The following is a 13,234-nucleotide window of genomic DNA, read 5'->3' on the forward strand; positions in this document are numbered from 1 at the left end:
CCCTTACCGCCCTCCGAAACGTATGCGTACGGCGCGGACACCGGGCGCTTTGGGCCCGTACGGCGCTGGATACGTCACTCGTATTGGGCAGCGCCCGGCGCGCTGCCCCCCGGGGGACGGCCGCCCGCCGGGGGCGCCGCCATGATGGTCGTACCGCGCGTCTCCCGAGCGGCCGCGGGCGTCACCCGATGGTGGTGAAGGGCAAGCCCGTGCAGTCGGCGGCCAGTTCGGCGGCGGCGTGCCCGCCGGAGGCGATCCGGTCGAGCCGCGCGAGCCGGGGGCGGGTCTCGAACGGCGACTGGTCCGGTTCGGTGTGGAGGGTCGTCGCTCGAGCGCGCAGGGCGAACCGGGCGTGCAGCTCGTCCCAGATCCGCCCGTCGGGCCAGTCGGCGGCGTCGGTGCCGTGGGGAACCTGGAGGTAGAGGCGGCTCACCGTGGGCGAGCGCATGCTGGCGAGGGCGAAGCCGCGCGGTGAGTGGGCGTGGATCAACTCGTCGTACACGGGCGGCGCTTCGGCGAGGATGCCCAGCCACGAGTACGGGCAGGTCCGCTCGTACGTCGTCCGCAGCGCCTCCGGGACGGCCCCGCGCGCGATGCCGTGGAAGCCGTCGCAGCCGACGACGTAGTCGCGGGCGAGGGTCCGCTCCCGGCCCTCGTGGGTGTAGCGGACGAGGGGCCGCGCACTGTCGGCGCCCTCGACGGCGCGGGCCTCGGCGCCGAACAACAGCGGTCCGCCGTCCGCGAGTTGCAGGGCGATGAGGTCCTTGACGACCTCCGTCCGGGCGTAGACCACCACCCGCCGCCCGTCGGTGCGGGAGGGGAAGTCCACGCGGTGGGCGCGCCCGTCGAAGCGCGGTTCGATGCCGTCGTGGACCATGCCCTCGCGGTCGAGGCGCGCCCCGGCGCCCGCCTCTCGCAGGACGTCGGCGGTGGCCTGCTCCAGGATGCCCGCCCGCTGCCGCCGCTCGGCGTAGGCGCGGTCGCGGCTCTCCAGGACGACGCTGCCGATGCCCGCGCGGTGGAGCAGCCGGGCGAGCAGCAGCCCGGCCGGGCCGCCCCCGACGATGCCCACGGGTGCGCATGGAAGCTCCTGTTCGCCAGGCGAAGTAAACTTCACGTCATCCAGGTGGCGCCGAGTCCGCGTGCCGCCCCCGGCGCTGTCAACGCCCCCGTTCCGCCCGTGACGACCGATGCCGGAGGGCCGATGCCTCCCCCCACCCCCGCCGACCCGCCGCGCGAGGCTGTGACCCGGCCGCAGACCGCCGCCCCGTCCGAGGCCGACCCGCCGCCCGGGACCGTCACCCGGCCGGAGACCGTCGCCCCGCCCCGGACCGTCGCCCCGCCGGAAGCTGTCGCGCCGCCGGAGGCCGTCGCGCCGCTGATGCGGGGCATCGCCGTCCTGCGCGCGCTGACCGAGGCCGACGGCGTACTGAGCGCCAGCGCGCTGGAACGCGCCACCGGGCTCCCCCGCGCCACCGTCGACCGGGTCACCGCCACCCTCGCGCGGATGGGGTACGTCCGTCTCGACGGGCGCGACGCCGCTCTCGCCCCGCGCCTGATGGAGCTGGGCAACGCCTACCTGGCCGCGATCCGCCTGCCCGGCCTGCTCGGCGCCCGCGCCGACGCCCTCGCCGACGAACTGGACGAGTCGGTCTCCCTCGCGGTCCCCGACCGGGACGGCATCCGTCTCGTCCACCAGGCGACCCGGCGCCGCGCCATGTCGCTCAGCTTCCGCATCGGCGACCCGCTGCCCGCCGAACGCACCGCGCCGGGGGACCTGTTTGCCGCCGACTGGACCGACCAGGAGTGGGCGCGGTGGCGCGAGCGGCGCGGCACCGGCGCACGGGCCGGCGAGGACGACTTCGAGCGGCGGGCGGCCGGGGCGCGCCGGCGGGGCTGGGCGGTGGACGACCAGCGCATCGAGCCGGGCCTGGTCGCCCTCGCCGTACCGGTGCGCGCGCCCGACGGGCGGGTGGTGTGCGCCGTGAGCGTGGTGAGCCACACCAGCCGGCACGGGGCCGCGTCGCTGCGGGAGGCGGCGCTGCCCCCGCTGCGCGCGGCCGTGCGGGAGATGGAGCGCGCCTGGCGCGAGGCCCCGCCGCCCGCCCCGGCACCCGCGCCCGCCGGGCTCGCCGCCTGGACCGGGGCGTCCAAGCAGGAACTGGGCCGGGACTTCGTCGAGTCGCTGGCCCGCGGGCTGACCGTGCTGACCGCGTTCGGCGAGGGGCGGGAAGCCCTGACGCTCAGCGCGGTCGCCGAGGCGACCGGCCTGGCCCGCGCGACCGCCCGCCGGGCCCTGATCACCCTGGAGCACCTGGGGTACGTCACCGCGCACGAGCGGACGTTCCGGCCGGCCCCGCGCGTGCTGGGCCTCGGGTATCCCCCGCTGTCCCGCACCACCCTGCCCGCCATCGCGGCGCCCCACCTGGCCGCGCTCGCCACCCGCGTGCACGACTCGGCGTCGCTCGCCGTGCTGGACGGGGACGACATCCGGTACACGGCCCGGGTGGCGACCGGCCGGATCATGAGCGTCGACATCACCGTAGGGACGCGCTTCCCGGCGTACGCGACCTCCATGGGCCGGGTGCTGCTGGCGGAGCAGGCGCCGGACGAGCGGGCCGCGGGCCTCGCCCGCACCCGGCCGCGGCCCCTGACCCCGCACACCGTCACCGATCCGGAGGAGCTGGCCGGAATCCTGGAAACCGTCGCCGCGAGCGGTTACGCCCTGGTCGACGAGGAGCTGGAGGAGGGCCTGCGGTCCGTCGCCGTGCCGGTGCGCGACCGCGCCGGGCGGGCCGTCGCCGCCGTCAACGTGGCCATGCACAGCGTGCGGCGCACCACCGCGCAGTGCGTGGACGAGCTGCTGCCGGAGCTGCGCGCGACGGCGGACCGCATCGAGGCCGACCTGCACGTGGCGGGCCGCTTCGCCCGGATCGCGACGGTGTGAGCCGGGGGGCCGGCCGGACGCCGGGTCAGAAGACGGACAGGCCGGTGAGGGTCGTGAAGCGGTCCAGCGCCGCGACGCCCGCCACCGAGTTGCCGCGCCGGTCCAGGCCCGGGCTCCACACGCACAGGGTGCAGCGGCCGGGTACGACGGCGATGATGCCGCCGCCCACGCCGCTCTTGCCGGGCAGGCCGACGCGGTAGGCGAAGTCACCGGCCGCGTCATAGGTGCCGCAGGTCAGCATGACGGCGTTGATCTGCTTGGCCTGGCTGCGGGTGAGGAGGGTGGAGCCGTCGGCCCGTATGCCGTGCCGGGCCAGGAACCCGGCGGCCAGGGCCAGGTCGGCGCAGGACGCCTCGACCGAGCACTGGCGGAAGTACTGGTCGAGCAGGTCCGGCACCGGGTTGGTGATGTTGCCGTACGACGCCATGAAGTGGGCGAGGGCGGCGTTGCGGTCGCCGTGGGCGGTCTCGGAGGCGGCGACCTTCTCGTCGAAGTCGAGGGCGGGATTGCCGCTCTCGGCGCGCAGGAAGTCCAGGAGGCTGCCGGAGGCGTCGCCGGTCAGGCTCTGAAGGCGGTCGGTGACGACGAGGGCGCCCGCGTTGATGAACGGATTGCGCGGGATGCCGTTCTCGTACTCGAGCTGCACCAGCGAGTTGAACGGGTTGCCGGACGGTTCGCGTCCGACGCCCTCCCAGAGCGTCTCCCCGTCCGCGGCGAGCACGAGGGCGAGGGTGAAGACCTTGGTGATCGACTGGGCCGAGAAGGGCTGCCGCCAGTCCCCCACCCCGTACACCGTGCCGTCCAGCTCGGCGACGGCCATCCCGAAGCGGTCGGGGTCGGCCTCGGCGAGCAGCGGGATGTAGTCGGCGGGGCGGCCGCGGCCGGGGGTGGCGGCGATGTCGGCGGCGATGCGCTCCAGGACGGGCCGGAAGTCCGTGACGGGCTGCGTGGAGGGTGACACGGCCTCCACATTACGGGCTAGGCCAGGGCCGGCAGTACCCGGTCGGGGGTGAGCGGCAACTCCCGGAAGCGGACGCCGGTGGCGTGGTGCAGGGCGTTGCCGATGGCGGCCGGGGTGCCGACGATGCCGATCTCGCCGATGCCCTTGCTGCCCATCGGGTTGAGGTGGTCGTCGTGCTCCTCGACCCAGTGGGCGTCGATGTCCGGGACGTCGGCGTGGCTCGGTACGTGGTACGAGGCGAGGTCCCGCTCGGCGAAGTCCCCGAACGCCGGGTCCATGGTGCTGTGCTCGGTCAGCGCCATGCCCAGCCCCATGGTCATGCCGCCGATGAGCTGTGAGCGGGCCGTGCGCGGGTTGAGGATGCGCCCGGCGGCGTACACGCCGAGGAGCCGTCGCACCCGCACCTCCCCCGTGCCGGTGTCGACCTGGACCTCGGCGAAGTGGGCGCCGAAGGCGTGCCGGGCGAACGGCGGCGTACGCCGGGCCTCCTCGGTGGTGTCGGCGGAGGCGGACAGGCCCTCGGCGGGCAGCGGGCCCGTGTGGCGGGCCAGCCGCTCGGCCAGGCTCGTACACGCCCGGTGCACGGCCCAGCCCCAGGAGGCGGTGCCGGACGAGCCGCCGGCGAGCGGGGCGTACGGCAGGCGGGTGCTGCCGATGCCGATGGTCACGGAGCCGAGGGGGACGCCGAGGGCGTCGGCGGCGATCTGGGCGAGCACGGTACGGGCGCCGGTGCCGATGTCGGTGGCGTTGACGAGTACGTCGTAGCCGCCGTCGTGCCGGGCGGTGGCCGTGGCGGTGGAGGGTGAGACGAGCACCGGGTAGGTGGCGGCGGCGACCCCGGTGCCGGTGAGCCAGGTGCCCTCGCGGCGGACGCCGGGACGCGGGTCGCGGTCGGACCAGCCGAAGCGGCGGGCCCCTTCTCGCAGGCAGGCGACGAGGTTGCGGCTGCTGAACGGCAGGCCGCTGTCCGGCTCGGTGGCGGGCTCGTTGCGGACGCGCAGCTCGACGGGGTCGACGCCGAGGGCGCCGGCGAGTTCGTCCATGGCCGACTCCAGCGCGTACATGCCGGGCGCCTCGCCGGGGGCGCGCATCCAGGAGGGGCTCGGGACGTCGAGGGGGACGACGCGGTGGTCGGTGCGGCTGTGCGGGGAGGCGTACATGACGCGTGCGGGCAGCGCGCCCTGCTCGACGAACTCCTTGATGCGGGAGGTGTGGGTGGTGACCTCGTGACTGAGGCTGACGAGGGTGCCGTCGCGTTCGGCGCCGAGCCGGACGCGCTGGATGGTCGGCGCGCGGTGGCCGACGACGGCCGCGAGGTGACCGCGCGGGAGGGCGAGCTTCACGGGGCGGCCTGTGTGGCGGGCGGCCATCGCGGCCAGCACGACGTGGGGGCGGGGCGTGCCCTTGGAGCCGAAGCCGCCGCCCACGTGCTCGGAGACGACCGTGACCCGGTCCTTGGGGAGGCCGAAGAGCACGGCCAGCACGCTGCGGACGGGGTTCGCGCCCTGGCTCGAGTCGTACACCGTCAGGTGGGCGCCGTCGCCCTCGCCGTCCCAGCGGGCGTAGGCGGCGTGCGGCTCCATCGGATGGTTGTGCAGCGGCGGGACGCGGTAGGTGACGTCCACCCGGACGGGCGCGGCGGCGAAGGCCGCCGGGGCGTCGCCGCGCTCCCGGAGGGCGGGGACGCCGCCGTTGGCCTCGTCGGGGCGGTAGGCGTCCGGGTGGTCCTCGGTGAGGGTGACGTCGTGCGGTTCGGCGGCGTACGTGACGCGGACGGCCGCCGCCGCGGCCCGGGCGGCCTCCAGGGTCTCGGCCACGGCGAGGGCGACGTACCAGCCGCGGTGCGGCACGGTGGCGTCCTGGAGCACGGCGAGCGTCGGGTCCTCGGTCTCGCCGAGGCGGGGTGCCGTGTCAGGGGTCAGGACGGCAAGGGTGCCGGGCAGGGCGAGGGCGGCCGCGGTGTCGACGGAGGTGACACGGCCACGGGCGATGGTGGCGGGGATGGGCCAGGCGTAGGCGCAGTCGGGCGGGTTGTGGGCGTGCTCGGTGGCGTAGCGGGCGGCACCGGTGACCTTGTCGCGGCCCTCCAGGCGCTCGGCGGCGGTGCCGAGGGGGGTAGGGGGCGCGGCGGGGACTCGGGCCCGGGTCCGGGTGGTCCGGGTGGGGTGCATCGCTGGGCTCCGGTTCGGGTTCAGGGGCGGGCGGCGGCCAGCTCGGCGAGGACCCGGCGGGCCAGGTTGTGGGCGAGCGGCACCTTGTAGGCGTTGTCCCGCAGCGGTTGCGCCATTCCCAGCTCGGCGTCCACCGCGTGGGCGACGGCGCGTTCGGTGGGCGCGGCGCCCAGCAGCGCGGTCTCGGCGAGCCGGGCGCGCCACGGGCGGTGGGCGAGCCCGCCGAAGGCGAGGCCCACGTGGCGTACGGTGCCGTCCTCGGCCAGGTCCAGCACGGCCGCGACGGAGGCCAGCGCGAAGGCGTACGAGGCCCGGTCGCGGGCCTTGCGGTACGCGGACGGGAGCCCGGCCGTGGTGGCGGGCAGGACGACCGCGGTGATCAGCTCGCCGGGCCGGATGACGGTGTCCCGCTCCGGGTGGTCGCCGGGCAGCCGGTGGAACTCGGCCGCGGGCACGGACCGCTGCCCCTGCGGGCCGTGCAGCTCCACCGTGGCGTCGAGGGCCGCGAGCGCGACGGCCATGTCGGAGGGGTGGGTGGCGATGCAGTGCGGGGAGTGGCCGAGGACGGCGTGGTCGCGGTGGATGCCGTCACGGGCGCCGCAGCCGGTGCCGGGCTCACGCTTGTTGCACGGCTTGGCGGTGTCCTGGAAGTAGGGGCAGCGGGTGCGCTGGAGCAGGTTGCCGCCGGTGGTGGCGATGTTGCGGAGCTGGCCGGACGCCCCGGCGAGCAGCGCCTGCGACAGGACCGGGTGGCGGTCGCGCACGAGGGGGTGGGCGGCCAGGTCGCTGTTGCGCACGGTCGCGCCGACGCGCAGGGACCCGTCGGGCAGCTCCTCGACGGTGTCGAGCGGCAGGCGGCTGACGTCGACGAGCGTGTCGGGCGCCTCGACCCCGTGCTTCATCAGGTCGACGAGGTTGGTGCCGCCGGCGAGGTAGCGGGCGCCGGGGCGGGCCGCGTGCGCGGCGGTGGCCTCCTCGACGCTCCTGGCGCGTACGTAGGCGTAGGGCTTCACCGGGTCACGTCCTGAACGGCGGCGACGATGTTGGGATACGCCCCGCACCGGCACAGGTTGCCGCTCAGCCGCTCGCGGATCTCCTCGGCGTCGAGTTCCACGGGGCCCTGGCCGGACGGGCGGCCGGGGTCGGTGACGTGGGAGGGGTGCCCTGCGGCGGCCTCCGCGAACACCCCGACCGCCGAGCAGAGCTGGCCGGGTGTGCAGTAGCCGCACTGGAAGGCGTCCCGGTCGAGGAAGGCCTGCTGCACCGGGTGCAGCTCGCCGCCCGCGGCGAGGCCCTCCACGGTGATGACCTCGGCCCCGTCCTGGGCGACAGCGAGGAGCAGGCAACTGTTGGCGCGCCGCCCGTCGACCAGCACGGTGCACGCCCCGCACTGCCCGTGGTCGCACCCCTTCTTGGCCCCGGTCAGCCCGAGGCGCTCACGCAGGACGTCGAGCAGCGTGGCGCGGTGGTCCACAGTGAGGTCCCGGGGCTCGCCGTTCACCTGGAGGGTGACGCGGGACCGGGTGGCGTCCGGGTCCGGGGACTGGGGCGGGTCCGGCAGGGGGCCCGGGTCGGGCATCGGCTCCGGGGCCGGGTCGGGCGTCGGCGTGGGGTCCGGGATGGGGCTCGGGACCGGTGTGTGCGCGGAGCTCATCAGCGTGCCTCGTCGGCCTCGTCGGGCACGGTGTGCATCGCGGCCTCCTCGGCGGACGCCGCCGCTCCGGCGATGCCGACGTCCCGGGCCACCACGTCCTTCTCGTCGTCGGTGCGCACGCCCTCGTCCGGGGCGACGAGTCGGCCGGAGCGCTCGCGGCCGACCTGGTCGTCGATGGGCTCGCCGTCGCCGCCGGGCAGGTCGCCGATGCCGTTGGAGTCGTCCGGCTCCTGGAGGGCCGGGTCGGGCACCTCCTCGGAGAGCCGCTGGTCGAGCGTCTCGCCCTCGCGCTGCTCCCGGGCGGTGGTGCCGACGTGGTTGACGGCGAGCGGCCGCTCGGGCGGGGACCAGCCTTCGTCGTAGGGGTCCGCCTCCCGGTCCGAGAGGGTGTCCTCGGGGTCGAGGATGCCGTCGTCCTCCCGGCCCTCGGCGTCATCCGGCTGGTAGACGTTGTCGCCCATCGCTTCTTCGGTTCCCATGGCGTGGCTCCCGTCTGCTGCTCCTGCGGCTCGGCGCCTTCGGCTCGTACGACTGATCGCGTATCCAGCCTGGAACAGGTCACACATCCCGGCACTCCGGACACCCGCCGGGGGGGGTGGGGGCAGCCCTGGGGCGGCCGGCCGTCGCGGGGCGGGGGGGCGCCCCCGGGCGGCCGGCCGGGGAATGGGGCGGGGCGGCCGGGAGGGTCAGGGGTGGTCGTCGCTGGTGCCGAGGGCGGAGACGTCCCAGGCGAGGAGGCGTTCGGCTTCGCGGTGGGTGAGGTCGGCGAGGCGTCTCGCCTCGCCGAGCACGTCTCCGTGCTCCTCGACGAGCTGGTCGTATATCGGCGAACCGGGCGGGCTGTGGCGCGGGAACACGTGCGGTTTCTCCTCCGGGCGCGGGCGGCTACGGGGCACCGGGGCGGTCCCGGCGCCCCGGCACCTGCCCACGGCCCGCCGGAACATGCGGAATCCACCCCACCGCTTGCCGGCCGTGCCGCGAGCCGCTGTACGCCGCGGCCCGCAGGCCGTGCAGCCGGTCCGTGGGCCGCAGGCCGGGGAGGCCGTGCAGGTACGGGTCGTACGTCGGCGTCGTGCCCGCCGGATACGGCCGTGGCGTCCCGACGACGAGGGTCGCGAGGCCCCGCCAGGGCTCGCCCGGGCCGGCCGCGCACAGCTCGACGCGGACGGGGGCGTCGTCCAGCGCCCGGCGCAGCGAGGCCAGGTCGCCGCGCACCCGGCGCCGTTGCGCGCCGCGCACCGGAAACGCGGCGATCACCCGTTCCCGGTCACCCACCCGGTAGGCCAGCAGGGTGGAGTACGGCCCGGCCAGGGCGTCGCGCCGGGGGCGCGGCACATGGCGGCCCACCGGGCCCGAGCCGCTGGAGGTCAGCAGCAGGTCCAGCGGAGCGCCGGTCCCGCCCGCGTCCTCGACCCGGAGGGCGAGCCCCAGTGCGTCCGGCCACCGCGCCGGCAGCCCGGCCGCCCGCGACCACCGCACGGTCACCTCGTACCGGCCCGCGCCGTCCAGGAACGGCACGCCCCACGGGGCGGCCCCGCCGGCGGTCCCGGGCACGTCCAGCACGCCCGCACAGGTCAGGCCCCACGGGTGGAACGCCGGTGCGGAGCGCCGCCGGGCGATGCGGCGCGCCATGCCGAAGACCCGCTTCTCGATCGCCACGCCGGCTCCCTTCCGTCCGCGTGAGCGGGTACCCCCCGGGAGCGGCGGCTAATGCGGGCCCTCCTGGGTGCGGCGTACGCAGGCGGCGACGACCTCGCGGAGGCTGCCGGTGCGGTGCAGCAGGCGGCGCTGGACGCGCGCCCCGTTGCCGTCGCGCAGCAGCTCGGCCAGGCCCTGGCGGGCGAACTCGAGGTCGCCGTTCTCGTCGAGGGCCTTCTCGATGTGGCCGAGCAGCGCGTACACGACGTGGTCGGCCGGGGCGGGGCGCATGGTCAGCGGGTGGATCAGCACGTCGTCCACGCCGGAGCGGCCGGCCTGCCAGGCCGCGGCGCGCAGCAGGCCGACGCCGTGGCGGGCGACGGGCTCGCCCTCGCGCCACTCCCGGGCGGCGGTGTCCACCAGGCCGCGGGTCAGAGTGGCGAGCAGGGCGGTGGTGGACGCGTCCAGGCAGACGTCGGCGGCGCGGACCTCGACGGTGGGGTACTTGCGGGACAGCCGGGCGTCGAAGTAGATCATCCCCTCGTCGTGCAGGACGCCGGTGTCGAGCAGGTCGCGCACCTGCTGGTGGTAGCGGCGTGCCGAGCCGAAGACCTCCACGGGGCCCGCCGAGGGCCAGCGTCCCCACACCCGGCTGCGGTAGCTGTTGTAGCCACTGTCGTGGCCCTGCCAGAAGGGCGAGTTGGTGCTCAGCGCGAGCAGGACGGACAGCCACGGCCGTATCCGGTCCAGGACGCCGACGCCCTCTTCGTCGGACTCGACCGACACATGGACGTGGCAGCCGCAGGTGAGCTGTTCCAGGGCGGTGAGGCCGAACTGCTCCTGTATCCAGCGGTAGCGCTTGCCCTCGGTGAGGGCCGGCCCGGCGGGCAGGGGCGAGGTGGCGAGGGCCACCACCGCGGCCCCGGCCTCCCCGGCGTGCCGGGCGGCCACCGCGCGCCAGCGTTCGATCTCGGCGGCCAGCTCGCGCATGCCGCTCCGGGGGTGCGTGGCGAACTCGAGCTGCTGCCCCTGGAGCTCCTTGGTGAAGGCGTGGCCCCTGCCCCTGCTCTCCTTGGCCGCGATGGCCAGCACGGCCGTGGACAGGGCGCGTGGCTCGCCGGTCCGCGGGTCCACCAGGAGGAGTTCCTCCTCCACTCCGACAGTGCGCAACGGAAACCACCTTTCCGATCGCATCCAGCGGGGACTGGTCCTGAGGACTGCGCGGGACGCACCATCATCCCGGCTCGGCAGGCTCCGCGCACCGGTCCGTCGGGCCTGGGTCGGGGATGTGGCGAGTTCCCGACGCCCGCGGCTTGAACCCCTCCGGGTACCCCGCTCGCGGGGCCGTCCCCAGGTTCAGAACTCGTCGCCGGTGTTCGGCTCCAGTTCCGTCGCCAGGGCCGCGTCCAGCCGGGCCGCCGCGCCCTCGGTGTGCTCCACCACGAGGCCCGCGCGCACCAGGTGCCGGACCCGCGTGCCGCCCAGGTAGCAGGCCGCGAGGTCCCGGACGTCGAGGCTCAGGTCGGGCGCGGCGTCCACCGGCTCGTAGGAGCAGGTGCCCTCGGTGGCGGTGAGCCGGAAGCGGCCGGTGTTGGCGGGCACGTGGTCGTCCCGGACGTCCAGCACGACGTCGACGGGCGCGGCCCAGGAGCGGCCGGTGAGCGCCGCCGCGGCGTCGACCAGCCGGACCCACAGGCCCGGGAACCGGCCCGTGATCCGCACCTGGTCGCGGTCGGCGGCGAACAGCGCCAGCGGGTCGTCCAGCGGGCGGCCCCAGGCGCGGACCGTGCCGGTGAGGTCGATGGAGGCCGCGTACCGCCACAGGGCGGCGGCTGCGGCGGCGTCGTCCGCCTCCAGCTCGTCGACGCGCACCACGCCGGGTGTGTTCGTGTCGTCGTCACCGGACTTGGTGCGGTACACGGCGTACCCGGCGATCGGCTCGCCCTCGGCGCCGAGGACGACGATCCGGGGCGGGGACAGCTCGTCGTCCTCCTCGTCCTCCTCCACCAGCCACTCGCCGCTCCAGCGCTCGGCGTCCCGGGCGATCCGGCCCGCACGGACGGCGCGCGTGGCGTCGTAGTAGGGACCCACGACGTCCGGGACGTCGGCCGGGGCGACCAGCCGCAGCGGCCGCTCGTCGGGCGCGATGCGCAGGGCGAGCGGGCGGCGGGAGTCGATCTCGATGCTGAGGCACTCCATGGCGGGGGCGAAGCCGTACCGGCCGTAGATGGCGTCCTCGGACGCCCACAGCGCGGCCAGCGGCCGGCCCTGCCGGGCCGCGCGCCGGAACAGCTCGGCGATCATCGCGGAGAGCACGCCGCGCCGGCGGTGGGTGGGCGCGACGGAGACGAACGTCAGTCCCGGGCAGGGCAGATCGCCGCCGGGGACGGAGAGGATGAAGCGGTGGGCGGCGACGAACCCGACCAGGGTGTCGCCGTCGTACGCGCCGATGCGCTCGCACTGGAGCACCAGCTCGCGGTGGTGCTTGCGCTTCTCCTCCTCCGGATTGTCGTGGAAGACCAGGTACACGAGCTCCATGGCCCGGTCCACATGGGCCTCGGGCACATCACGGATGTCCATGGTCCGGACTGTAGTCTCCGGATAACGGGCAGGTCACGGGGGTTTTCCGCCGCCTTGATCGGGGGCCTGCCCCCGGTCGGCCGGTCGCCCGTACAGGGCCGGCGTCCGCGCTCAGGCCACCGATCCGATGCGTCCGGCCGGGGAGGCGTCCGGGCCGTCGTGGTGGATCGGGGTGTGGGCGCCCGTGAGGGAGACACCGCTGCCGCCGCGCCGGGAGGCCACGATCTCCGCGCCGATCGACAGGGCGGTCTCCTCCGGTGTGCGGGCACCGAGGTCGAGGCCGATCGGGGAACGCAGCCGGGCCAGTTCCAGGTCGGTGACGCCGACCTCGCGGAGGCGCTTGTTGCGGTCCTCGTGGGTGCGGCGGGAGCCCATCGCGCCGATGTACGCGACGGGAAGCTTGAGGGCCAGTTCGAGCAGGGGCACGTCGAACTTGGCGTCATGGGTGAGGACGCACAGCACCGTGCGGGCGTCCACCTCGGTGCGCGCCAGGTACTCGTGCGGCCACTCGACGACGATCTCGTCCGCCTCGGGGAAGCGGACGGGTGTGGCGAAGACCGGGCGGGCGTCGCACACGGTGACGTGGTAGCCGAGGAACTTCCCCACCCGTACCAGAGCGGAGGCGAAGTCGATCGCGCCGAAGACGATCATGCGGGGGGCCGGCACGCTGGATTCGACCAGCAGGGTGAGCGGCTGTCCGCACCGCGAGCCCTCCTGGCCGATGGTGACGGTGCCGGTGCGGCCGGCGTCGAGCATGGCACCGGCCTCGCCCGCCGCCGTCCGGTCCAGTTCGGGGTGGCCGCCGAGGCTTCCCTCGTACGAGCCGTCGGGGTGGACGAGGAGGGCGCGGCCCATCAGCCCGGCCGGGCCGTCGGTGATCCGGGCCAGAGCCGCCGCCTCCCCTCCGGCGGCGGCTCCGAGCGCGGCGGGGTAGACCCCGCCGCGTACCGGAGTGACGAGGATGTCGATGACTCCGCCGCAGGTCAGGCCTACCGCGAAGGCGTCCTCGTCGCTGTAGCCGAAGCGTTCCAGGACGGTCTCGCCGTCCTGGAGCGCCTGCCGGCACAGGTCGTACACGGCCCCCTCCACACATCCGCCGGAGACCGACCCGATCGCCGTGCCCTCGCTGTCCACGGCGAGGGCGGCGCCCGGCTGACGGGGCGCGCTGCCACCGACGGCCACCACGGTGGCGACGGCGAAGTCACGTCCCTGCTCGACCCACCGGTGCAGTTCCTCGGCGATGTCCAGCATGTCGGCCTCCTTACAGGCGGATGTGTGAGGGG

Annotated in this window: 12 protein-coding genes; 1 reads left to right on the forward strand and 11 read right to left on the reverse strand. The window is 75.7% G+C overall.

Translation table 11 applies throughout. From position 1 onward, the window contains the following. Window positions 1–181: 181 nt before the first annotated feature. Complete coding sequence (locus E2B92_RS22135; RefSeq protein ID WP_133087658.1) at window positions 182–1,072, reverse strand: FAD-dependent monooxygenase; 891 nt, start codon at window positions 1,070–1,072, stop codon at window positions 182–184. Window positions 1,073–1,204: 132 nt separating this feature from the next. Here E2B92_RS22135 and E2B92_RS22140 point away from each other — a divergent pair, with 132 nt between their 5' ends. Next, window positions 1,205–2,947, forward strand: a complete 1,743-nt coding sequence (locus E2B92_RS22140; RefSeq protein WP_133087659.1) for an IclR family transcriptional regulator domain-containing protein — start codon at window positions 1,205–1,207, stop codon at window positions 2,945–2,947. Window positions 2,948–2,972: 25 nt separating this feature from the next. On the opposite strand, the gene E2B92_RS22145 is transcribed toward E2B92_RS22140, so the two are convergent. The 10 genes from E2B92_RS22145 to E2B92_RS22185 all read right to left on the reverse strand — a co-directional run bounded on the left by E2B92_RS22145 (window position 2,973) and on the right by E2B92_RS22185 (window position 13,202). After that, window positions 2,973–3,908 carry a glutaminase gene (locus E2B92_RS22145; RefSeq protein ID WP_126889389.1) on the reverse strand — a complete coding sequence of 312 codons (936 nt, stop codon included), beginning with the start codon at window positions 3,906–3,908 and terminating at the stop codon, window positions 2,973–2,975. Between the two features lie 17 nt (window positions 3,909–3,925). Then, a complete protein-coding gene (locus E2B92_RS22150) occupies window positions 3,926–6,079 on the reverse strand; it encodes a xanthine dehydrogenase family protein molybdopterin-binding subunit (RefSeq protein ID WP_133087660.1) in 2,154 nt (717 codons plus the stop codon). Between the two features lie 20 nt (window positions 6,080–6,099). After that, window positions 6,100–7,092 (reverse strand): FAD binding domain-containing protein, encoded by a 993-nt coding sequence (locus E2B92_RS22155; RefSeq protein ID WP_133087661.1) that lies wholly within the window; start codon window positions 7,090–7,092, stop codon window positions 6,100–6,102. Continuing rightward, entirely contained in the window at window positions 7,089–7,658 is a 570-nt protein-coding gene (locus E2B92_RS22160; RefSeq protein WP_126889554.1) for a (2Fe-2S)-binding protein, read from the reverse strand. The genes E2B92_RS22155 and E2B92_RS22160 overlap by 4 nt, the downstream gene beginning before the upstream one ends. A 74-nt stretch (window positions 7,659–7,732) precedes the next feature. Then, window positions 7,733–8,212, reverse strand: coding sequence for a DUF5709 domain-containing protein (locus E2B92_RS22165; RefSeq protein WP_126889553.1), 480 nt, complete (start codon window positions 8,210–8,212; stop codon window positions 7,733–7,735). Between the two features lie 207 nt (window positions 8,213–8,419). Continuing rightward, complete coding sequence (locus E2B92_RS33025) at window positions 8,420–8,590, reverse strand: hypothetical protein (RefSeq protein ID WP_185923794.1); 171 nt, start codon at window positions 8,588–8,590, stop codon at window positions 8,420–8,422. A gap of 28 nt (window positions 8,591–8,618) precedes the next feature. After that, complete coding sequence (locus E2B92_RS22170) at window positions 8,619–9,392, reverse strand: phosphodiesterase (RefSeq protein WP_185923795.1); 774 nt, start codon at window positions 9,390–9,392, stop codon at window positions 8,619–8,621. Between the two features lie 48 nt (window positions 9,393–9,440). Continuing rightward, window positions 9,441–10,541 carry a glutamate--cysteine ligase 2 gene (locus E2B92_RS22175; protein WP_126889178.1) on the reverse strand — a complete coding sequence of 367 codons (1,101 nt, stop codon included), beginning with the start codon at window positions 10,539–10,541 and terminating at the stop codon, window positions 9,441–9,443. 186 nt (window positions 10,542–10,727) lie between these two features. Beyond that, complete coding sequence (locus tag E2B92_RS22180) at window positions 10,728–11,951, reverse strand: GNAT family N-acetyltransferase (protein ID WP_126889179.1); 1,224 nt, start codon at window positions 11,949–11,951, stop codon at window positions 10,728–10,730. A gap of 111 nt (window positions 11,952–12,062) precedes the next feature. Beyond that, entirely contained in the window at window positions 12,063–13,202 is a 1,140-nt protein-coding gene (locus E2B92_RS22185) for an XdhC family protein (RefSeq protein WP_126889180.1), read from the reverse strand. Window positions 13,203–13,234: the final 32 nt, after the last annotated feature.

The sequence above is a fragment of the Streptomyces sp. WAC05374 genome, from assembly GCF_004353505.1.
Lineage (GTDB): Bacteria > Actinomycetota > Actinomycetes > Streptomycetales > Streptomycetaceae > Streptomyces.

Coding starts and splice junctions, on each gene's coding strand:
- E2B92_RS22150 (WP_133087660.1), bottom strand. CDS start 6,079: ATGCACCCCACCCGGACCACCCGGACCCGGGCCCGAGTCCCCGCCGCG.
- E2B92_RS22180 (WP_126889179.1), bottom strand. CDS start 11,951: ATGGACATCCGTGATGTGCCCGAGGCCCATGTGGACCGGGCCATGGAG.
- E2B92_RS22165 (WP_126889553.1), bottom strand. CDS start 8,212: ATGGGAACCGAAGAAGCGATGGGCGACAACGTCTACCAGCCGGATGAC.
- E2B92_RS22185 (WP_126889180.1), bottom strand. CDS start 13,202: ATGCTGGACATCGCCGAGGAACTGCACCGGTGGGTCGAGCAGGGACGT.
- E2B92_RS22160 (WP_126889554.1), bottom strand. CDS start 7,658: ATGCCCGACCCGGGCCCCCTGCCGGACCCGCCCCAGTCCCCGGACCCG.
- E2B92_RS22140 (WP_133087659.1), top strand. CDS start 1,205: ATGCCTCCCCCCACCCCCGCCGACCCGCCGCGCGAGGCTGTGACCCGG.